The sequence below is a fragment of the Streptomyces sp. 378 genome (assembly GCF_030124145.1).
Classification (GTDB): Bacteria; Actinomycetota; Actinomycetes; order Streptomycetales; family Streptomycetaceae; genus Streptomyces.
The window spans coordinates 197,421-217,795 of sequence record NZ_JASKMS010000002.1; the positions used below are offsets into that span (position 1 = coordinate 197,421).

The 20,375-nt window shown below is 72.1% G+C and carries 18 protein-coding genes and 1 pseudogene; 9 read left to right on the forward strand and 10 right to left on the reverse strand.

The genetic code is table 11. The features are described from left to right. Nucleotides 1-63: 63 nt before the first annotated feature. The 4 genes from QNO09_RS03795 to QNO09_RS03810 form a co-directional block, all read right to left on the reverse strand. Nucleotides 64-2,208, reverse strand: a complete 2,145-nt coding sequence (locus tag QNO09_RS03795; RefSeq protein WP_283968583.1) for a putative bifunctional diguanylate cyclase/phosphodiesterase — start codon at nt 2,206-2,208, stop codon at nt 64-66. Further along, nucleotides 2,205-3,017: an SAM-dependent methyltransferase gene (locus QNO09_RS03800; RefSeq protein WP_283968584.1), complete on the reverse strand. Its 813-nt coding sequence runs from the start codon at nt 3,015-3,017 to the stop codon at nt 2,205-2,207. The genes QNO09_RS03795 and QNO09_RS03800 overlap by 4 nt, the downstream gene beginning before the upstream one ends. A 331-nt stretch (nt 3,018-3,348) precedes the next feature. Continuing rightward, entirely contained in the window at nt 3,349-4,338 is a 990-nt protein-coding gene (locus QNO09_RS03805) for an SCO0930 family lipoprotein (protein ID WP_283968585.1), read from the reverse strand. Between the two features lie 291 nt (nt 4,339-4,629). Beyond that, entirely contained in the window at nt 4,630-5,088 is a 459-nt protein-coding gene (locus QNO09_RS03810) for a hypothetical protein (RefSeq protein ID WP_283968586.1), read from the reverse strand. Between the two features lie 28 nt (nt 5,089-5,116). On the opposite strand from QNO09_RS03810, the gene QNO09_RS03815 reads away from it, so the two are divergent. The 3 genes from QNO09_RS03815 to QNO09_RS03825 all read left to right on the forward strand — a co-directional run bounded on the left by QNO09_RS03815 (nt 5,117) and on the right by QNO09_RS03825 (nt 6,809). Beyond that, entirely contained in the window at nt 5,117-5,248 is a 132-nt protein-coding gene (locus QNO09_RS03815; protein ID WP_283968587.1) for a hypothetical protein, read from the forward strand. Between the two features lie 25 nt (nt 5,249-5,273). Next, the gene (locus tag QNO09_RS03820) at nt 5,274-6,038 is read left to right on the forward strand and encodes a bestrophin-like domain (protein ID WP_283968588.1); all 765 of its coding nucleotides are present in this window, start codon (nt 5,274-5,276) and stop codon (nt 6,036-6,038) included. A gap of 222 nt (nt 6,039-6,260) precedes the next feature. Next, on the forward strand, nt 6,261-6,809 hold the full coding sequence (locus tag QNO09_RS03825) for a hypothetical protein (protein WP_283968589.1): 549 nt from the start codon (nt 6,261-6,263) through the stop codon (nt 6,807-6,809). A 110-nt stretch (nt 6,810-6,919) separates the two neighbouring features. On the opposite strand, the gene QNO09_RS03830 is transcribed toward QNO09_RS03825, so the two are convergent. Continuing rightward, complete coding sequence (locus tag QNO09_RS03830) at nt 6,920-7,489, reverse strand: hypothetical protein (protein ID WP_283968590.1); 570 nt, start codon at nt 7,487-7,489, stop codon at nt 6,920-6,922. Nucleotides 7,490-7,840: 351 nt separating this feature from the next. Here QNO09_RS03830 and QNO09_RS03835 point away from each other — a divergent pair, with 351 nt between their 5' ends. Then, entirely contained in the window at nt 7,841-8,509 is a 669-nt protein-coding gene (locus tag QNO09_RS03835; RefSeq protein WP_283968591.1) for a class F sortase, read from the forward strand. 39 nt (nt 8,510-8,548) lie between these two features. Here QNO09_RS03835 and QNO09_RS03840 read toward each other — a convergent pair whose 3' ends face one another. Beyond that, a complete protein-coding gene (locus QNO09_RS03840; RefSeq protein ID WP_283968592.1) occupies nt 8,549-9,394 on the reverse strand; it encodes a polysaccharide deacetylase family protein in 846 nt (281 codons plus the stop codon). A 568-nt stretch (nt 9,395-9,962) separates the two neighbouring features. Here QNO09_RS03840 and QNO09_RS03850 point away from each other — a divergent pair. Continuing rightward, nucleotides 9,963-11,393, forward strand: a complete 1,431-nt coding sequence (locus tag QNO09_RS03850) for an amino acid permease (RefSeq protein ID WP_283968593.1) — start codon at nt 9,963-9,965, stop codon at nt 11,391-11,393. 3 nt (nt 11,394-11,396) lie between these two features. Here the strand turns inward: QNO09_RS03850 and QNO09_RS03855 are convergent, their stop codons facing one another. Then, on the reverse strand, nt 11,397-12,551 hold the full coding sequence (locus QNO09_RS03855) for a CapA family protein (RefSeq protein ID WP_283968594.1): 1,155 nt from the start codon (nt 12,549-12,551) through the stop codon (nt 11,397-11,399). A gap of 222 nt (nt 12,552-12,773) precedes the next feature. On the opposite strand from QNO09_RS03855, the gene QNO09_RS03860 reads away from it, so the two are divergent. The 4 genes and pseudogenes from QNO09_RS03860 to QNO09_RS03875 form a co-directional block, all read left to right on the forward strand. Next, nucleotides 12,774-13,319 carry a sigma-70 family RNA polymerase sigma factor gene (locus QNO09_RS03860; RefSeq protein ID WP_283968595.1) on the forward strand — a complete coding sequence of 182 codons (546 nt, stop codon included), beginning with the start codon at nt 12,774-12,776 and terminating at the stop codon, nt 13,317-13,319. Between the two features lie 152 nt (nt 13,320-13,471). Beyond that, on the forward strand, nt 13,472-13,984 hold the full coding sequence (locus QNO09_RS03865; protein WP_283968596.1) for a hypothetical protein: 513 nt from the start codon (nt 13,472-13,474) through the stop codon (nt 13,982-13,984). 151 nt (nt 13,985-14,135) lie between these two features. Next, the gene (locus tag QNO09_RS03870) at nt 14,136-14,789 is read left to right on the forward strand and encodes a zf-HC2 domain-containing protein (RefSeq protein ID WP_283968597.1); all 654 of its coding nucleotides are present in this window, start codon (nt 14,136-14,138) and stop codon (nt 14,787-14,789) included. Nucleotides 14,790-14,917: 128 nt separating this feature from the next. After that, nucleotides 14,918-16,079 (forward strand): annotated as a pseudogene (locus QNO09_RS03875) (PP2C family protein-serine/threonine phosphatase); the annotation flags it as partial. A gap of 12 nt (nt 16,080-16,091) precedes the next feature. On the opposite strand, the gene QNO09_RS03880 reads toward QNO09_RS03875, so the two are convergent. The 3 genes from QNO09_RS03880 to QNO09_RS03890 all read right to left on the reverse strand — a co-directional run bounded on the left by QNO09_RS03880 (nt 16,092) and on the right by QNO09_RS03890 (nt 20,342). Then, nucleotides 16,092-16,955 (reverse strand): Fpg/Nei family DNA glycosylase, encoded by an 864-nt coding sequence (locus QNO09_RS03880; RefSeq protein WP_283968598.1) that lies wholly within the window; start codon nt 16,953-16,955, stop codon nt 16,092-16,094. Between the two features lie 22 nt (nt 16,956-16,977). Continuing rightward, entirely contained in the window at nt 16,978-19,065 is a 2,088-nt protein-coding gene (locus QNO09_RS03885) for a SpoIIE family protein phosphatase (RefSeq protein WP_283968599.1), read from the reverse strand. A gap of 194 nt (nt 19,066-19,259) precedes the next feature. Then, on the reverse strand, nt 19,260-20,342 hold the full coding sequence (locus QNO09_RS03890) for a DUF6777 domain-containing protein (RefSeq protein WP_283968600.1): 1,083 nt from the start codon (nt 20,340-20,342) through the stop codon (nt 19,260-19,262). Between the last annotated feature and the right edge of the window lie 33 nt (nt 20,343-20,375).

Genomic DNA, 20,375 nt, shown 5'->3' on the forward strand with positions numbered 1-20,375 from the left:
TGCGGAGGTGCGGGCTCGTCGTGGTGGTTCGCGCGGTTCCCCGCCCCCCTGAGGGCGCCCCCTCTAGCCCGTCGCGTCCACCAGAGCCAGTTCGTGCAGGCGCTCCGGCGGACCGGGCCTGGCGTAGTACCAGCCCTGGGCCGTGTCGCAGCCGAGGATGCGGAGTTGCTCGGCCTGCGCCCCCGTCTCCACGCCCTCCACCGTCACCGCGAGGTCCAGGCTGTGCGCCAGGGAGACGATCCCCTCGACGATCTTCAGGTCGACCGGGTCCGCCGGGAACTGCTGCATGCTCTGGGTGAAGGACCGGTCCAGCTTCAGGATGCTGACCGGCAGCCTGCGCAGGTTGGCGAGGTTGGAGTAGCCCGTCCCGAAGTCGTCCAGGGCGATGTCGACCCCCATCTCCGCCAGCCGCCGCAGCGGCTTCAGCAGATCGTCGTCGGCACCGATCAGCGCCGACTCCGTGACCTCCAGGCACAGCGCGTCCGGCTCGATGCCCGTCCGTTCCAGGATGTCGACCGTGTCCTGGACGAGGCCGGGATGCGCCAACTGGCACGGGGAGAGGTTCACGTTGATCCGCAGCGGCCCCGACGCCTCGACACCGCCGTGCAGTTCCCGCCACTCACGGGCCTGGCGCACCGACTGCTCCAGCACCCAGCGCCCCAGCGGCACGATCAACCCGGTGTGCTCCGCGAGCGGGATGAAGCGGTCCGGCCCGAGAACGCCGTGCTGCGGATGCAGCCAGCGCACCAGGGCCTCGGCGCCCCGGACGCTGCCGTCCCCGAGATGCACCAGCGGCTGGTACTCGATGAAGAACTCGCCCCGGTCCAGTGCCGTCGGCAGCGCCGTGGTCAGTCCGTGCCGCGTGATGGCCCGGGCGTCGGCCTCCGGATCGGCGAGTTCGAAGCGGTTGCCGCCCGCCGACTTGGCCCGGTACATGGTGATGTCCGCGCTGCGCAGCACCTCCGCCGGGCTGCGTTCCCCGGCCGGGCCCTCGACGATGCCGATGCTGCCGCGCACGGTCAGCTCCCGGCCGTCGACACTGATCGGCGCGAGCAACGCGTTCATGATGCGCCCGGCGAGTTCGTCGACCTCGCGCGGGGTGTCGGGCCCGGTGGTCAGCGCCACGAACTCGTCACCGCCGAGCCGCGCGACCATCTCGCCGGGGCGTGTGGCGCAGGACTGGAGCCGGTCGGCGACCTCCACCAGCAGCCGGTCGCCGGCCGCGTGGCCGAGGCTGTCGTTGACGGTCTTGAAACCGTCGAGGTCCAGGTAGCACAGCCCGAACCGCTGGCCCTCCCCGGCGCCCAGGGCCTTCTCCAGGCGCTCGAAGAAGAAGGTGCGGTTCGGCAGCCCGGTCAACGCGTCGTGCGTGGCCTCGTAGCGCAGCCGCAGGTTGAGCAGCCGCCGCTCGGTGGTGTCCTCCATGAGGGCGAGCTGGTACTGCGGCTCGCCGTCGGCGTCCCGCAGCAGGGAGACGGTCAGGTTGGTCCACAGGACGGTGCCGTCCGGGCGGTAGAACGCCTTCTCCAGGTGGTAGTGCTCCCGCTCGCCCCGCACGAGTTCGTCGTAGAGCCGCCAGGTCTGCGGAGCGTCGTCGGGGTGGGTCCAGTCCCGGACGTTGCGGCCGCGCAGCGTCTGCTCGGAAACCCCGAACATGCGCAGCAACGCCCCGTTGACCTGCAGTATGTTGCCCCCGAGGTCGGCCATGCCGATGCCTATGGCCGCGCCCTCGAAGACAGCGCGGAAACGCGCCTCGCTCGCGTGCAGGGCCTGCGCCACCACGCCCTGCGCCTGGAGTGCGGCCTGTGCGATGGCCTCCTGCTCGGTCAGGGTCCGCTCGCGCAGCGCCCGGGCGAAACCGGCCGCCATCGCGTGCTGGAGCCGCGCGCACCGCGCCCGCAGGCCCTCCTGGTCGCCGTCGCCGCCGCAGTACAGGACCAGATAGGCGTCGACGCAGTCCAGGGTGCGGCTGAGCGCCTCCGGGTCGGTGCAGTGCACCTCCACGAGGGCGGCGCCGACCGACCGGCCCGCGTCGGAGTCGAAGGTCCGGGCCAGCAGTGCCTCGCTCAGACGGCGGGCCAGGGGCAGCAGTCGCGCCTCGAACTCGGGGCGGGTCGACGACGTCGAGGTCACCGGGAAGACGGCCCGGCTCCAGATCGTCGCGAACCGGCGCAGTCTGTCCTCCGGCCCGTCCGGTTCCGCGATCACGCGGTACGCCCCACGCCCGCGAACCCGGAGAACGCGTACGGATCCTCGTCGTCCGGTGCGGTGTCGGGCCGCCAGCGCGGCATCGCCACCAGTCCGGGTTCCACCATGTCGTACCCCTCGAAGAACCGCGCGATCTCCTCGCGCGAGCGCATGATCAGCGGGTTGCGGATGCCCTCGTACACGTCCACCGCGCCCCCGGCCCGCTCCGGCGGCAGCGGGATCCCCTCGTAGGAGGCGTGGGTGAGTACGAGCAGGCTGCCGGGCGCGAGCGCCTCGCCCAGTTCGGCCACGGCCCCGTACGGGTCGTCCTCGTCTTCCACGAAGTGCAGTATGGCAACGAGGAGCAGGGCCACTGGCTGATTCAGGTCGATCAGCCGCTCCACCTCGGGGCTGCTCAGGATCTCCTGGGGCTTGCGCAGGTCCGCGGCGACGATGCCCGCGTCCTCGTTGCCCTCCAGGACCGCCTCGCTGTGCGCCACGGCCACCGGGTCGTGGTCGACGTACACCACGCGCGCGCCGGGGCGGGCGGCATGCGCCACCTCGTGCACATTGCCGAAGGTGGGGATGCCGGAACCGACATCGAGGAACTGGGAGATGCCCTGGTCGGCCGCGTACCGCACGGCGCGGCGCATGAAGGCGCGGTTCGCCTGCATGATCTTGGGGAGTCCCGGCATGAACTCCATGGCCCTGCGGGCCGCCTCCCGGTCGACCTCGAAGTTGTGCGATCCGCCCAGGTAGTAGTCGTACATCCGGGAGACGCTGGGCACCGAGATGTCGATGCTCCGTGGGGCCCAGGCGGGACGCTCCATCTATCTCTCCAAGGCGTAGGCGATCCGGTGTTCGAGCAGAGGCTACTGATCGCCCGCCAATGGAGCGACCCGAAACGGAAATTGACCATCCGTTCCCGGTCACTGCCTGCGGCACGTGCCGAGTTGATACCCCTCCGCGGACCCCCCGAACATATGACGATCAGTGTCCGGGGCGTTCCGGAGCGTTCCTGTCCGGAGGGGAAAGCCGTCACGCGGTGCATGAGTTCAGGTGGGGCACGCACAACGGTCCGCCCCTCCGTGGGGCACGGAGGGGCGGACCGGGTCTGCGCTTCGGGTGGACGCGATGATCGACCCTGGGGAGGCTTGTCAGCTACTCCGACGCGCCGACCGGCTTTCCGTCGGGGCGGATGGCGTACCAGGTGCCGCCGACGCCCTGACCGTTGGTGTCACCGGCCTTCTTGTCGCCCGCGAAGGTGTAGATCGGAATGCAGTCGATGGTCTGCTGCTTGATGCCGTCAGGGCGGTCGAAGACGACGTAGCCCCGGTTGGGCGTGGACCCCTGAAGGTCGATCCCCTTGGTGTCCTTCTCGTCGACCGGTGCGATGACCGGCCACTTGTCCAGGCAGGCCCCCGTGCACGCGGTCTTCATCGGCCACTGCGAGTCCTTCATGAACCGGTAGACCGTCATGCCGTTCTTGTCGATGACGATCTCGCCCAGCTCGGGGTCGTTGCGGGTGGACAGCCCGGGCAGCTCCTCGGCCTGCGCACCGCCGCCCCCGCCCCCCTGTGCCTTCTTGCCGTCGGGGGCCAGCGCGTACCACTTGCCGCCGACACCCTGGCCCTTGACGTCACCGGCGTTGACGTCCTTGGCGTAGCGGTAGGCGGGCCAGCCGCCGACCGTCAGCTGCTTGGTGCCGTCGGCCCGGGTGACCGAGCCGAGCAGCGCCTTGTCGATTCCCTCGCCCGCCTCGGCGTCGTCGGCAGGGACCGGCGGCCAGGTCTTGGCGCAGTCGCCGTCGCAGTTCGTCTTGGGCGGCTCGGCCGTGTCCTGGTCGAACCGGTACAGGGTGAGGCCGAGGCTGTCGGTGACCACCTTGCCGACCTCTTCGGCGGTGGAGACGGACAACTTGCCCGCGGGGTTGGACGGGCTGGAGGGGCTCGGCGCGGCCGGCTGGCCGCTGGCGGTGCCACTCGCGCCCACCCCGGTGCCCGCACCGATGTTTCCGTAGTCCCCGGGCGCGGCCGTGGCGCCCACGTTCTGGCTGGCCGCCGGTGGGCTGTCCTGACCGCACGCCGTCGTCAGCGCCAGGACCGCCGCGGCGCTCGCCACGAGTGAGGCGCTCCGCCAGGAGGTCTTCATCGTCAACTCCCCATATTCGCAAGGGTGTTGCAGCGCCCTGCTGCGCCGCCGCACGACCATGAGTACGCATGGGGGCGGCGCTTGTGTTCAATCGTCGGTCATATTTCTTTCCGGAACCCGTGGCGGGCACCGCGCGCCGTCGCACACGCGTGCGCGCCGAGTACCTGCGGACTACCGCCGATCAAACCGGCGACGCCCCGATATCGCTCTTTCGGGGCAATCCCCTTGCGCCCCGGCACGTCCTGGCTGCACAGGGCTCATGATCTTCGTCGTGCATGGACCCCTCGCTACTCAAGCCGCCCTTGCCACACGGGTCTTGTCGGTGGCGACGCTCACCTGGGCGCTCGTCGGCGCACCGGCCGGCGTGGCGGTGGCCGACGCCTGCGCGTACGCCTCGACGGGGCCGGGCGGCACCGAGGCGGTGGCGTACGCCGGAAGCAGGAAGACCTGGCCGACGAAGCCGCCGTGCCCGCCCCCCACGCCAACCCCCACACCCACCCCGTCCCCGACCCCGACTCCGCCGCCCCCGCCGAAGCCGACGCCCCCGCCCCCGCCCCCGCCTCCGCCGAAGCCGACACCGACACCCGCACCCAGGCCCTCGCCCCCGAAACCGGCCCCCACGGCCAGACCCGAGCCGCCGCCTCCCCCGCCGTCCGCGCCACGCCCGGCGCCATCCTCGCCCCGGTCGGCCCCGAGGCCCGTGCCGCCACGGCCCGCTCCGCCGGCCCCGGCACCGGCCCCGCCGGCCACAGCGGCACCGCGTCCGTCCGCGACGCCGGTGCACTACCCGCGGTACCGCGCCACGCCCCCGCGGCCGCGGCGGGCGAACGGCACGATGTCGCCGCTCACCTTCGTCCTGCTGGTCACGGTGCCCGCGGTGGTGGCCGTCGCCGCCCTGCGCGCGCGCTGACCCCTGAAGCCCCTGGAGGTACCTCTTGCCGGAATGGCTTGTTCTCACCCTCGCGATGCTGGCCGCCTGTGCCGTGGTGGTCGTCATCACCTTCGTACGCCACCGCACGGCGTCCGACGACGAAGACCCGAGTGAGACCCCGGACGTCATCGAGTACATGACGATGTGGATCGGCGTGGTCTACGCGATCGTCCTGGGCCTGGCGATCGCCGGTGTCTGGGAGGGGCGCAGCGCCGCCCAGGACCACGTGCAGGCCGAGGCCACCGCGCTGCACGAGATCTCGGAGCGGGTGCGGGTCTACCCGGCCGACGAGCGCGACCGCATCCGGGAGGACATCCACACCTATGTGAGCCATGTCGTCACCACCGAGTGGGACACCATGGCCGACCAGGGCGAGATGACCGAGCGCGGCACCGAGCTCTTCGAGCGGATCCGCCAGGACGTCACCGACTACGAGCCGGCGTCCGACTTCGAGGCCCAGGCCTACCAGCCGCTGCTGGACCAGGTGACCGCGGCGAACCAGGCCCGGATCGCCCGGGCGGAGTCGACCGGGGAGACCATGCCGGGCGTGGTGTGGTTCGGGCTGATCGCCGGGGCCGTCGTCACCATCGGGATGATCTTCGCCCTGCAGATCCGCAGAACGACCCGTGAACTGGTCCTCGCCGGGCTCTTCTCGGCGCTGATCGCCTTCCTGCTGTTCCTCATCTGGGACTTCGACGCGCCCTACAGCCGGGGCGTGACCGCGTCGGCGGACCCGTTCCTGAACCTCTTCCCGGGCGTCAAGAACTGACGGCGTTTCCCGGCACGGATCCCGGCCGGGGGTGAGCGACACACCGTCGTGGTCCCCCGGCCGCGCGACGGCGTTCCCCCGGGCGGCCCACACCCGTGCCCCATTCGCGCTACTGCGATCGCGCCATCGTGCGCGCCTTCCTAGCGTTTCGGGCATCGAGGTGCATTTGTGACGTGAGCGGAACAGGTCCGCGATTGCTCCTCGGGGACCGGAGGAACCACCATGCGCGCGATATGCCTCGCTTCGGCCGCACTGCTGGGCGCCGGCGCCCTCACCTCCTGTGTGCCCGCCGACGCGGCGATCCGTACCGACTTCGTCTTCGGCGTCGAGCCCTCGACCGTCGCGCCGGGGGGCGAGGTCACCCTGCGGGTGGAGCGCAACCGAGCGTGCCGCGGTGAGGCGGCGGTCAACTCACCGGTCTTCGACATGGTCACCATCGCGCCGCACGAGTCCTGGGCCACTGCCGTCGTCGACTGGGACGCCAAGCCCGGCACCGTGTACGACGTGCAGTTCGAGTGCGACAGGTCGAGCGGCACCGCGCTGCTGACGATCGCGGACGACCGTCCGACGCATCACCCGACCCACCACCCCACGCACCACCCGACCCATCACAAGGCGCATCACCCGCACAAGGGTGTGCACGCCGGTGAGGGCGGCACGGTCGCCGGCTTCGACCTCAAGGAGATCGGCCTGGGCGCCGCGCTGATCGCCGGGTCGCTCGGCGTCGCCTACCACTTCTCGCGCCGCCGGACCGACGAGGACGCCGGCTGACACGCCCCCGGCCGCAGGCCCTCGCCCCGGCTCCCCGGGTGAGGGGGGCCGGGGCGAGGGCCTGTCACGTGCGAGGCGACGACTCGTCGAGGCAACGGTGGAACGAGGCGTCAGATGCGCCGCTCGGTCCGGCGGCGCATCCAGAACACGCCGCCGCCGACGACCGCCGCGGCCACCAGACCGCCGCCGATGGCCATGTCGGTCGGGGACGCGCCGGTGGTGCTGCTGCCGCCGATACCGCCGCGGACACCGCCGATGACGGTGAAGGCCTGCGGCTTGGTCAGGGTCCTGCCGTTGCAGGTGACCGTGATGTCGTACGAGCCGGGACGGGCGTTGTTGTTGATGGTGGCGATGCCCCGCGCGGTGTCGTTGCCGTTGCCGCCCCCGTCGGCGTCGTTGCCGCCACCCCTGCCGTCGTTGCCGGCGCCGCCCCTGTCGCTCTCGTTGCCCTTGCCGGCGTGGTGGGCGGGCGACAGCCGGGTCGGTGCGAACGCGTTGGACGTGGCCGTGCCGCCGTTGCGGCAGCCGTCGACCGTGATGGTCAGCTGGCCGCCACGGGCGATCACGCCGGGCAGCGCGACGATGTTGCTGGGCGTCTCCCACGCGATGGCCGCGGGGGCGGAGAGGCCGAGGGCGGCGACCGCCGCGCCGACGACCGCCAGGGCACGAGTGTTACGCATGTGAACCTCCGCGGAAGACGCCCCGGGACCCGTCCCCGGTCGATCGGCGAGAAAGCGCCTCCCAGAAAGACAGTCAGTTGCCGTGCCGCAAGCCGCATTTCGGGAATGGTCCGTCCTGGTGAGGGAAGGCGGCGCGGCACCACCACACAATCGGATATCGCCGCAGGTCACGGACCGTCAGAAATTTCCTCCGGGCGGCAACTCGGATGGCGCACCTCCTCTCCGCGCTCGGCATCCTCCGGCCCCGGGCCACCCGTTCGCCGCCGCCCCGTCGCCGGTTTCGGGCGTGCCGCTTAGCGTGCTGATATGCGCGATTGACTCGGCGACGGCCGTGTCGAGAGGGGATGGCGAATGTCTGCGTCCGAGCTGGCCGAGGCGGAAGAGGAGGCACGGCGGAAGAAGCGCGCCCCGTGGGGCGTGATAGCGCTTGTTCTGCTGACCGGCCTCGCGCTCATCCGGAACGGTTCCGGGGAGTTCGACGAGGGCCCGCCGCAGCCGGCGACCGCGGCGGCGGCGGACAGCCGGGTGCCCGGCGACACCTTCACCGGGCCCGTGCGCCCCTTGCCCTACGCCCTCCCGGACCGGGTCAGGATCCCGGCGATCCAGGTCGACGCGCCGATCATCCCGGTGGGCCTGGACGCGGACGGCTGGGTCGGCGCGCCGCCGCCGGAGGACCCCAACCTGGCCGGCTGGTTCACCGGTGCCGTCACCCCCGGCGAGAAGGGCACCGCGGTCGTGGTCGGCCATGTCGACAACCAGCAGGGCCCCGCCGTGTTCTACGGACTCGGGGCCCTGAAGAAGGGCAATCGCGTCGAGGTGGCCCGGCAGGACGCCAAGACCGCCGTGTTCGAGATCTACGGCGTCGAGGTGTTCGAGAAGGACAACTTCCCCGGTGACCGTGTCTACGGTTCCAAGGGCGCCCCGGAGCTGCGGGTCATCACCTGCGGCGGCGGTTTCTCCCAGCAGGAGGGCTATGCGGGGAACGTCGTCGCGTTCGCCCGCCTGGTCGAGGTGCGCTGAGCGTTCCCGGCCTGACGGGCGAGAGCCCCGACGCGTCCCTCACGCGTAGTGCCGCCGGGGCACGGTGACGTGGTAGCCGGAGTCCAGCAGTTCCGGCAGATAGCGCCGCAGGGCCCGCACGCTCTGCGAGCGGTCGCCCCCGGCGTCGTGCGAGAGCACCACGACGCCGGGGGCGGCGCCGCGTTCGACCCGCTTCGTGATGGACCGGATCCCGGGGGTGGTCCAGTCGAGGGTGTCGACCGTCCAGGCCAGCGGTTCCATGCCGAGTTCGGCGCCGAGTTGGAAGGCGGCCCGGTTCCAGGCGCCGTAGGGGGCGCGGAACCACTCGGGGCGCTCCCCGCAGGCGTCCTCGATGACGTCGCAGGTGCGTTCCATCTCGGAGCGGATCTGCCGGCGGGTGAGCCGGGTGAGCAACGGGTGGGACCAGGTGTGGTTCCCCACGACGTGGCCCTCGTCGGCCATCCGGGCCAGCAGCTTCTTGTTGCCGACGGCCATCTCGCCGCACACGAAGAACATCGCGCGCGCGTCGTACTCGGCCAGCGTGTCCAGGATGTCGGGGGTGTAGCGGGGATCGGGGCCGTCGTCGAAGGTCAGCACCATGGTCCTGCCGCGGCCGGACACGCGCAGCAGCGGTTCACGGCGTACCAGGGTCCGACGGGGCACGGCACGCGGCGGGCCGTAGCCGGTGATGGGCTGGAGGCGGTAGGCGGAGGACTTCGGGGGCCGGCGGGCCTGCGGGCCCGCGGCCGTGGCGGGGGTGACGGGCTCGTCCCCGGTGACCGCCGTGAGCACTCCACCCGTCGCGACCGCTCCCACGGCGCCGGCGCCGGCGAGCAACGCCCGGCGCCGGGTGAGCAGCCGGGAGGGCAACTGATCCTTCTTCATGAGTCATCAGTCGCCCGGCGGATGGCCGACGCACCTGAGCAACACCGGCGTGGCGGCACACCTTCACCCGTTCGGCCCACGCAGAAGGGTCAGCGGCGGCGCACCAGAGGGAAGGGCGGGGTATCGCGGACGAGCACGATCCGGCCGGCGACGGTGACCTGCTCGCCCGGCCGGACCTCGGCGAGGTGTGGGTGCGGGCCGGGATGCCCCACCGGGTAGGGTGCCGTCGGCGCGCAGCCGGTCGAGCTTGTGGTGCCGGACGCGGGCCTGTTCGGACAGGCCGGAGGGGGCCGGCGGGCTCGGTCCCGTCCCCTCCGGCGAGGCCGAGCACCGCCAACGACGGCGGCCCCTCCGTGGTGGCGGGCCGCTGCCCGCCCTTCGGGTGCCCTCTTCCCCGGAGTTCGCGCATGGACGGTACGGACACGAAGCCCTCGGCGATCCCGTGACGGTCGTGCCGTAGACCGGGCCGGGGTCCTGTCCGCCCCGTGCGTGGTGTCTTCCGTCCTGCGGTCGCCTGGGCCGTCATGATCGACCGTCAGCGTTTGCCGATCGTGAAGAGGTGAGGCGCATGGCCGGGCTCCGGACGGGTGAGGGGATTCTCCGTCGCAAACCCATCGAGCACATCGAGGAGACGGAAGCCGGCGAGGACGGTCGGCTGGAACGGTCGCTGGGGCTGTGGCAGCTGACCGCGATCGGGGTCGGCGGCATCATCGGCGCGGGCATCTTCACACTCGCGGGAACCGTCGCCAACGGCACGGCGGGACCCGCCGTGCTGGTCTCCTTCCTCGTCGCGGGCGTCGCGAGTGCCGCCGCCGCCCTGTCGTACGCCGAGTTCGCCGGGCTCATCCCGAAGGCCGGTTCGGCCTACACGTACGGCTACGCGGTGCTCGGCGAGCTGGCGGGCTGGTTCATCGGCTGGGACCTGCTGCTGGAGTACACGGCGATCGTGGCGGTGGTCGCGATCGGCATCTCCGGCTACTTCAGCTTCCTGGTGGGCGAGATGGGCGCCGATCTGCCCGCCTGGATGCTGGGCGCCCCCGGCACCGGAGACGGCCACCGGGTCGACCTGTTCGCGGCGCTGCTGTGCCTGCTCACCGCCTACCTGCTGAACCTCGGCATCAAGAACGCGGCCCGTTTCGAGACGGTCGTGGTGATCCTGAAGGTCCTGGTCGTGCTGCTGGTGATCGGGGTCGGTGTGTTCCACATCGACACGGCGAACTACAACCCCTTCTTCCCGTACGGCGTGGGCGGGGCGTTCACGGGCGCGGCGACGGTGTTCTTCGCGGTGTTCGGCTACGACGCCATGTCGACGGCGGCCGAGGAGTCCAAGGACGCGCAGCGGCACATGCCGAAGGCGATCATCTACTCGCTCGTCATCTCGATGGTGCTGTACGTGGCGGCCTGCCTGGTGCTGACGGGCATGCAGAATTACAAGGACATCGACAAGGAGAGCGGCTTCTCGACGGCGTTCAAGTCGGTGGGGCTGAGCGGGCTGGCGGACATCATCGCGGTGGGCGCGATCATCGGCATCCTCACGGTGATGTTCACGTTCATGCTGGGCGTGACCCGGGTGTGGTTCTCGATGTCCCGGGACGGGCTGCTGCCCAAGTGGTTCGCGAAGACGCACCCGACACGGCACGTGCCGACGCGGGTCACCTGGATCGTCGGGGTGGCCTCGGCCGCCATCGCCGGGTTCCTGCCGATCGGCGAGGCGGCCGAACTGACCAACATCGGCATCCTGCTGGCGTTCGTCGTGGTGTGCACGGCGGTGATCGTGCTGCGCTACCGGCAGCCGGAACTGCCGCGCACGTTCCGAGCGCCGTGGATGCCGGTGGTGCCCGCGGTGGGCGTCGTCTTCTCGATCTGGCTGATCACGTTCCTGCAGTGGCAGACCTGGGCGCGGTTCGCCGTCTGGCTCGCGCTGGGGCTGGTGGTCTACTTCGCCTACTCGTACCGCAGTTCGGAGATGGCGCGGCGCGGGCCCGGGGAAGCGGGGTAGGCGCTACTCCCCCATCACCAGGCCGTCCCCGGCCGCGCCCCGGCTGAGCACGACGTCGCGGATGCGGTCGCGGACGGCCCGGACGTCGGCGCCCTGGGCGATCGCCCGGTTGAGGTTCACGACCCGGCCGGCGTCGACGTCGAACAGCTGCGGAACGAACTCCGCCTTCGTCACCTCCCAGCGGCCGCCCGGCCGAGCGGGTGGTGCGAAGGTGAAGCGGCCGAGGGTGGACTGGTTGCCGCGCGGGTCCTTGACGCCCTCGTGGTTGGTCATCTCGCCGGCGATCTGATCGCCCATGCCGTAGACCACCCAGGTGCCGTTGACCTTCTCGTAGGCCTGCGGGACGTGCGCGTGGGTGCCGAGGATCAGGTCGATGTCGGGGCGGTCCCCGGTGCGCGCGGCGGTGAGGCTCCGGGCCAGGGTCAGCTGCCGGTCGTCGGGGGCGTCCTGCCACTCGGTGCCCCAGTGCAGGGAGACCAGGACCACGTCGGCGCCCGCCCGGCGGGCCGCCCGGGCGTCGGCGACGATCCTGGCCTCGTCGATGAGGTTGACGGCCCAGGGCTGCCCGTCCGGGAGCGGGAAGCCGTTGGTGTCGTAGGTGTAGGCGAGGTGCGCGACCTCGGCCGGGCCGGCCCGCAGGACGGTCGCCGTGTCCGCCTCTTCCTCGGTGCGGGCGGAGCCGCTGTGCCGGACACCCGCGCGGTCGAGGGCGTCGAGGGTGCGGCGGATGCCTTCGGCGCCGTCGTCCAGGGTGTGGTTGGAGGCGGTGGAGCAGCCGTCGTAGCCGGTGACGGCGAGGGCCCGGGCCACCTCGGGCGGGGACTTGAAGGTGGGGTAGCCGGTGTAGGCGCCGTTCGCGCCGTAGACCGTCTCCATGTGGCAGAGGGCCACGTCGGCGCGGGAGACGACGGAGCGGATCCCGGCGAGCATCGGCCGGAAGTCGTAGCCGGTGCCGCCGGCGTCGAAGCGGGCCCGGTCGATGATCGAGCTGTGCGGGAGGACGTCACCGGAGGCGACGAGTGTGAAGCCGCGGGGCCCGGCGGCGGCCGGTGCCGGGCGTCCGCGGTCGGGTTTGTCGTGGCCTCGGGCCTGGCAGGCGGCGCCTGCGGCGAGGACGACGGTCAGGGCCAGGGCGACCTGTCGGCTGCGTGCGAGCATGCATTCACCCCACTGTGGGCGTTGTAGTCGTATTTACACACGAACAGGAAAGAAGGCGCACGCCGCCCCACGCGGCTCCGACACGCTCATCAGCCCGTCCGGCACCCGCATGGCCGGGCGACCCGACCGTTCGTCGAACCGTTCGTCGACGCGATCGACCGTCCGCCGCACAGCCGGGTACGTGCCCTGTGCCCCGACCGCGCCCTGCGGTGGCATACGGCCATGACGGCCGGATCCACACTCATGAACGGGACGACCGCCGAGCACGAGCTCGCCGCACTGCAGCGGGAGCACGGCCGGCCCCTCTTCGCGCTACTGGTCAGGCTCTGCGACGGCGACCGACAGCGCGCGGAGGACCTGGTGCAGGAGACACTGGTGCGCGCCTGGCAGCATCCCGAGGCCCTGCGCGCCGACGACTTCGACTCCGTGCGGCCCTGGCTGATGACCGTCGCCCGGCGGCTCGCCATCGACGCCCGGCGGGCCCGTCAGGCCCGTCCGGCCGAGGTCGGCGACGCGGTGCTGGAGAACGCGCGGGTCATCTCCGACCACGCGGAGCGGGCCGCGGCGATGCTGGACGTCCGCCAGGCTGTGAAGACACTCACTCCGGAGCACCGTGAAGTCCTGGTGCTGGTGTACTTCCAGGGGGCGAGTGTGGCGGAAGCCGCGGCGACCCTCGGGATCCCGCCCGGTACCGTGAAGTCCCGCGCGTACTACGCGCTGCGCGCCCTGCGCAGGGTGCTACCGGGATACGCCGCCGACCTGCGGTGAAACCAATGAGTGGGTCAAGCCTCCGTAAAGCGCCTTGCCGATGACCCCGGTTGAGTAATCGGCTGTTCTCATCCGTGTTCCGGAGGGGGCCGTCTGCGCTCCCGGGGCCCGGTGTCGGGCGACGCGCAGGTACCGGAGGAAGGCAGGAAGGGATGCTGGACAGAGAACAGGGGAGCACGGACGGTGCCGACGGTGAACTGACCGTCCCCATGGCGTGGTTGTACGCCGAGTACATCGCCGACGAGCTGCTGCGGACCGGCGATCTGATGCCGCCGACGTCCTTCGAGTTCCGCGCCGGGCGCGACGCCCTGGCGCTCACCATCTTCCTGTCCGACACCGACGGGGAGCTGTCCGGCATCCGGGTCGTCACCCAGCTGGAGACCTGGCTGTCGCTGACCGCGTACGACCAGCCGTGGCAGGAGTGGGTGCGCGAGCGGCTGGCCGAGCTCACCGTCGGCGCCGCGCGCTCGGGCCGGCCCGCACCGGACCTGGACCTCGCCGAGGAGGCCTGGCGCTGGCTGCAGGAGACGGAACTGCTCGCACCCGATCTGAACGCGGTGCCGGGGGGCGCTCCGGTGGTCGGGGAGGACGAGGGGCCGAAGGTCTGGACACCCGCCTGGCAGCTCGGACTGCCGCTGGGACACCTCGCGATCCATCTTTTTTAGATTTCCGCGGTCCCGGACCAATCCGGGGGCCGGAGGGCTCCGAATCCTTTGGTTGCGATTGTGTCACCGGCTTGAGTGATTCCGCTGCCTGGTCCGTACCGGTGGGAGCAAGGAGTAACCCCACCCGCACCCAACGGCACGAGGATTCGGCATGAGGTCCCTGGAGAGGCATCGCGACGTCGCGGCCTACGCGCTCGGCGTGCTGGACGAGGCGGAGGCATTCCGCTTCGAGGACCACCTCATGGAGTGCCCTCGGTGCGCTGCAGAGGTGACGGAATTCGGCGCGACCACACGGCAGTTGATGCTGTACCGGCGGGCGACGCCACGGTTCGTGCACCCGGTGGCGCAGCCCGGGCCGCGCATGCTGGACGGGCTGCTGGCCGAGGTGGCGACCCGGCGCCGGGCCGGACGCCGGCGTCTGATGTTCGCCCTCGCCGCCTCGGTGGTCCTCGCGGCGTCGGTGCCCGGCATCGCGATGATGGCCGAGGGCAGCGCCGAGAAACGCCTGACGGTCGCGGCGACCGACGCGCGCACGGGGGTGTGGGCGCAGGTCACGACGGAGGACGAGGAGTCGGGCAGCCAGGTCGAGCTGAAGGTGAAGGGCGCCTCGGCCTCGCGCCCCTGCCACCTGGTGATCGTCGGCCACGACGGCACCGAGGAGACGGCCACCAGCTGGCACGGGCCCGGCCACGACGACGAGCCCGACACGATGATGGCCAGTTCCTCCATGCATCCGGAGGACATCGCCCGCTACGAGATCCGTTCGGTGACCGGCGAGGTCCTGTGGACACTGCGGCCGAGCTGACCATCCGTCCGCCCCTGCCACCGGGCGCTTCCCGCGCCCCGGTGTGAGACTGCTGGACGACACACCCGGGAGATCGCCGGGTGTCCACGGTCGCGGTGAGGGGAGAGAAGGTGACGACGGCAGAGGCCGGGGAAGGCCGGCTCGAGGAGTTCCTCGCCGACCCGGAGAGCCTGGCGCTGGAGCTGCCCGCCGCGATCGCCCGCTGCACCGCGGCCCTCGGGTTGCAGCACTCGGTGGCGTACCTGGCCGACCTCCAGCAGCGCCGGCTCGTGCCGCTCACCGACGTGACCCGGTCCCTGGCCATCGACGACTCGCTCGCCGGCTGGGCGTACCGCACCCAGTCGCTGCGGGTGGAGGAGTCGGAGACCGGCGGGATGACCGCCTGGATCCCCCTCCTGGACGGCGCCGAGCGCCTCGGTGTCCTCGCGGTGCTGTCCCCGTCGCTGACGCCGGCCGTACTGCGCCGCGGCCGGGCCCTCGCCACCCTCCTCGCCATGATGATCACCTCGAAGCGGTCGTACAAGGATTCGTTCGTCCGGCGCACTCACACCGAACCGATGCGGCTGCCCGCCGAGATGCTGTGGGCCTTCCTGCCGCCCCGCACCATCGGCACCGCACACGCTGTCCACGGCCGTGCTGGAACCGGCCTACGAGCTCGGCGGCGACGACTTCGACCACTCCCTGACGGAGTCGGCCCTGCACGCCACCGTCCTCGACTCCATGGGGCACAACCTGGCCTCGGGGCTCACCACGGCCGTCGCCCTGGCCGCGTGCCGCAACGCCCGGTGGACCGGGGCGGATCTGCCCGAGCTCTTCGAGTGCGTCGACGACGCGCTGGCGCACTGGCTCCCCGACCAGTTCTGCACGGGCGTCCTGGCCCAGCTCGACCTGGCCTCCGGAGTGCTGCGGTGGAGCAACTGCGGGCATCCCGCCCCGCTGCTCATCCGCGACCGGCGGCTGCTCGTCGACGCCCTGCGGCGTGAGCCGGATCCGCCGATGGGGCAGCCGCCCGTGCTCGCCGGGAGACAGCGGCAGACCCACGAGATCACGTTGCATCCGGGCGACCGGGTGCTGATGTACACCGACGGGGTGACCGAGGCCCGGGCCGGTGACGGCGGCGAGTTCGGCCTCGAACAGTTCGCCGACTACATCATCCGGGCGATGGCGGCGGGCGAGCTGGCACCCGAGGCGCTGCGGCGGCTCATCCACTCCATCCTCGACTCGCCCACCAGCCGGCTGCGGGACGACGCCACCATCCTGATGTTCGAGTGGACGCCGCCGCCCCGGTGACCCGGGCCGGGGTCACTTCAGCAGGCGGGACATCCTGCGGTCGGCGAGCGGCTTGCCGCCCGTCTGGCAGGTCGGGCAGTACTGGAGCGAGGAGTCGCTGAAGGACACCTCGCGCACGGTGTCCCCGCACACCGGGCAGGGCTCGCCGGTGCGGCCGTGGACACGCAGCCCGCTCTTCTTCTCGGCCTTCAGCCGCCCGGCCGCCACGCCACGGGAGCGTTCGACGGCCTCGGTGAGCGTGTCGCGCAGGGCCGCGTACAGCCGCCCGGTCTCCTCCTCGCTCAGGGACGCCGCCAGCTTGAACGGGGACATCTTCGCCGCGTGCAGGATCTCGTCGCTGTAGGCGTTGCCCACGCCCGCGATCAGGCTCTGGTCCCGCAGCGCGCCCTTGAGCTGCCGCCGTTCACCGGCCAGCAGTTCCGTCAGGCGCCGCTCGTCGAAGTCGTCGGCGAGCGGGTCCGGACCGAGCCGGGCCACGCCGGGGACCTCCTGCGGGTCGCCCACGACGTACACCGCGAGCCGCTTCTGGGTGCCGGCCTCCGTGAGGTCGAACCCGGCGCCGGTCTCCAGGGCCACACGCAGCGCGAGGGGCCCCTTGCCGGGGCGGGGCGGCCCGTCGGGCAGCCGGTCCTTCCAGTGCAGCCAGCCCGCGCGGGCCAGGTGCGTCACCAGGTGCGGGCCGTCGGCGGTCCGCAGATCGAGGAACTTGCCGTACCGGCGTACGGCGGTGACCTCGTGGCCCTCCAGCGCGGACAGGGGCGGTTGGTACGTCTTCAGGACGCTGATCGCGACGGGCAGCACCCGTACGATCTCGTGGCCGACGAGGTGCTCGGTCAGAAAGTCCTTGAGCGCCTCGACCTCGGGGAGTTCCGGCATAGCTCCAGAGTGCCACGTGGGGTCAGTCGTGGTCGGGCACCACGAACTCGCACCACACGGCCTTGCCGCCGCCCCGGGCCTCCACGCCCCACACGTCGGTGAGCAGCTCCACCAGCAGCAGGCCCCGTCCGGAGACGCCCGACTCGCCCGCCTCACGGCGGCGCGGCAGGGCGCTGGAGGAGTCCTCGACCTCGACGCGCAGGCGGCGCCGGGAGCCGGTGAAGGCCCGCAGGGTGACGACCGCGGAGCCCTCGGTGTGCATCAGGGCGTTGGTGATCAGCTCGTCGGCGACCAGTTCGATCTCGTCGGCGCGGTCCTCCGCTCCCCAGGCGGCGACCGCTGTGCGGATCATGTGGCGGGCCCCGGTCAGGGCCGCCGGGTCGCCGGGGGCGACGTGCTGTTGGAGCCGGCGGCCGGACTGCGGGTGGTCGGGGCCGCGCCGACGCAGCAGGAGCAGCGCCACGTCGTCGTCGCCACCGCGCTCGGCGGCCACGTCGATGAGCCGGTCGGCGAGGTCCCGTACGTCGTCGGGCCCGGTGTCGACGAGCGCGCTCAGGGTGCGCATGCCGTCGTCGAGGTCGGCACCGGGCTGCTCCACCAGGCCGTCGGTGCACAGCAGCAGCGTCTCGCCGGGATCGAGCTCTATGGTGCCCACCGGGTACTCCAGGCGGCCGAACTCGGCGGACAGCCCGAGCGGCAGCCCGCCCGGCACGGTGACGCGGCGGCAGGAGCCGTCGGTGTGGCGGACCAGCGGATCGATGTGGCCGGCGCGGACCATCTGGAGCACGCCCGTGGACAGGTCGGCCTCGGCGTAGAGGCAGGTCGCGGAGCGGTCGGTGTCGAGTTCGTGCAGGAAGACGGAGGCCCGGGCCATCACGGTGGCCGGGGGGTGCCCCTCGGCGGCGTAGGCACGCAGCACGATGCGCAGCTGGCCCATGACGGCGGCCGCGTGGGTGTCGTGGCCCTGGACGTCGCCGATGACCGCGCCGACCCGGCCGCCGGGCAGCGGGATCAGGTCGTACCAGTCGCCGCCGATGTCCCGGCCGACGGGGCCGCCGAAGCTGGCGGCGCGGTAGCGGACGGCCACGTCGGCGCCGGGCACGCTCGGGATGGTGCGGGGCAGCATGGCCTGTTGGAGGCCCTGCGCGAGGTCCATCTCCTGCTCGAAGAACATGGCCCGCTGCAGGCTCTGCGCGATGCTGCTGCCGAGCGCGACGAGGATGTTGCGCTCCTCGGGCGTGAAGCCGTACCGGTCGCTGTAGAGCAGGCCGATCGCGCCGATCGGCCTGGCCTGGACGATGAGCGGCAGATAGGCGGCCGAGGTGATGTCGAGGTCGGTGATGTGCGGCCACAGCAGCGGGTAGCGCTCGGCGAACTCCTGCGGTGACTCGATGAAGCACGGGCCGAGGGTCCGTACGGCCTCGCTCATCGGGTAGGGCTCGTCGATCCGTGTGATGCGGGTGCCGGGCACGAAGCTGTCCACGGGGCCCTCGGCGACCAGGCGGATGCGGCCGGCCTCGACCAGGCCCATGACGAGGCTGGTGGCTCCCAGATGCACGAGTCCGTGGGTGTCCTTGAGGACGTCGATGACGTCCTGGACGGTGCGGGCGTGCGCGAGGGCGGCCGTGGTCAGTTCGACGACGCTGGTCTGCTCCCGCCGGGCCTCGTCCTGGGCGGCCTGGTCGCGGCGGGCGTCGCTCTCGCGGAGTTCCTGGGTGGCGTCCCGGACGATGCCGATGATGCGGCGGGGGCGTCCGGTGTCGTCGCGCCGGATGTAGCCCTGGGTGTGGGTCCAGCGCAGCGTGCCGTCGCGGCCGCGGATGCGGAAGTAGGCGCCGTAGTTCTCGCTGCCGTCCTTCAGTGCCTGGGAGACCACGGTGTCCAGGCGGCGGGCCTCACCGGGCGGGACGCGCTTGGACAGGGTCTCGGGGCGCTCGTCGTACTCGTCGGGGCGCACGTCGAAGACTTCGTGGGCCTGGGCGTCCATCTGCATCAGGCCGGTGTCGAGATCCCAGTCGAAGCTGCCCATCCGGTTGAGCGCGAGGATCGGGTCCGGGTGGGCGGGCCAGTCGTCCGGGAGGGACAGGGTGCTCGCTCCCCGATCAGCCATGGGCCCACCTTGCCAGGATTCGTCCGATTCTTCGACCAGATGTGCCGAGTCTACGGGCCGCTCCGTCGGACCGGCACTCAGTTGGTGAAGATGTCCGCGGGGCCTCCGGGGATGCGGTCGGCGGCCCGGTCGTCGGGGATCAGCCCGGCTCCGTCCGGCGGATCGGGGGTGTCCGGGACGGCATCGGGGCCGACCTAGTCGGGGCCGCCGGAGTCCTCCGGGCCGGCGGGCCCTTCGGGAGGCGGGGCGGTCCCGTCGGCCGGCGGCGTCATCGTCTCGGGGTCCGGATCCGTGCCGTGGAGACTCGTGTCGGCCGGGGCGTCCCAGGAGGAAGCGGTGCCCGGCTCCGGCTCCGGCTCCGGCTCCGGGGGGACGGCGGGCCGGCGAACCGGTGGTGGCGACGCCCGGGGCGACTCCGGGCGTGCCGTCGACCGGAGCGGTGGCGGCAGGGCCCGGTCGTGGCGGACGTCGTGACCGGTACGGCGTTCGATCCAGATCCGCCCGGTGAGGTCGATGATCGTGAAGTCCGCGACGCGCCGAGGAGCGGGCGTCACGTTGATCACCTCACCGGGCCGGTAGTCGGGCCAGGGGACGCCCCTCGTCACCGGCGTGCCGCGCGGTGCCGTCGGCGGGCGGAGCGGGTTGCCGCAGGCACAGCGCACGCGTGGTACACCTCGGTCGTCGACCAGGACGGCGGTACCGGCCTGGAGGACGGACCGGTGGCGGGTGAGGCGGTCGGCCCGGAAGCCGTGGCCGGTGACGCGGGTGTCTGCGCGCAGCACGACCGGGGTGAGCGCGCGCACGTAGTCGGGCACGGACGCCGGGGGGACGCCCGCGATCCGGGCGAAGACACGACCCCTGGCGCGGTCGCGGGTGAGGTGGCCGATCTGGCGGCCGATGTCACAGCTGCTCGTCCGCTCGGCGCCGGCGTACAGGCCGGGCGTTCCACCGGACAGGGAGCGCGGCCCGCTGCGGGCGGTCACGGTCCGGCCCGTGCCGCTCGGTGTGCGTGGGGCGGGGGACGGGGTAGCCGCTGTGAGGGCCGTGGAGTCGGTGAAGGGATCGGGTCCCGGGGCGGCGGCCGGCTGCAGGAGGAGGTCTTCCCGGGTGCCCGCGTCGTCGCCGTGTCCGGTGGTGCCGCCGCCGCAGCCCGAGAGGAGGAGCGCCCCCGAGAGCACGCAGGCCAGGAGGAGAGTCCCGGTAGGTGTCCGCACCTCGTCCTCCCGCTCGCCTCGGCCCTTTCCGGGCAGTGCGTCACTATTGTTTGCTTCGCTCACTCGGGTTACGCAACCGGAGCGGCTGCTCACGGA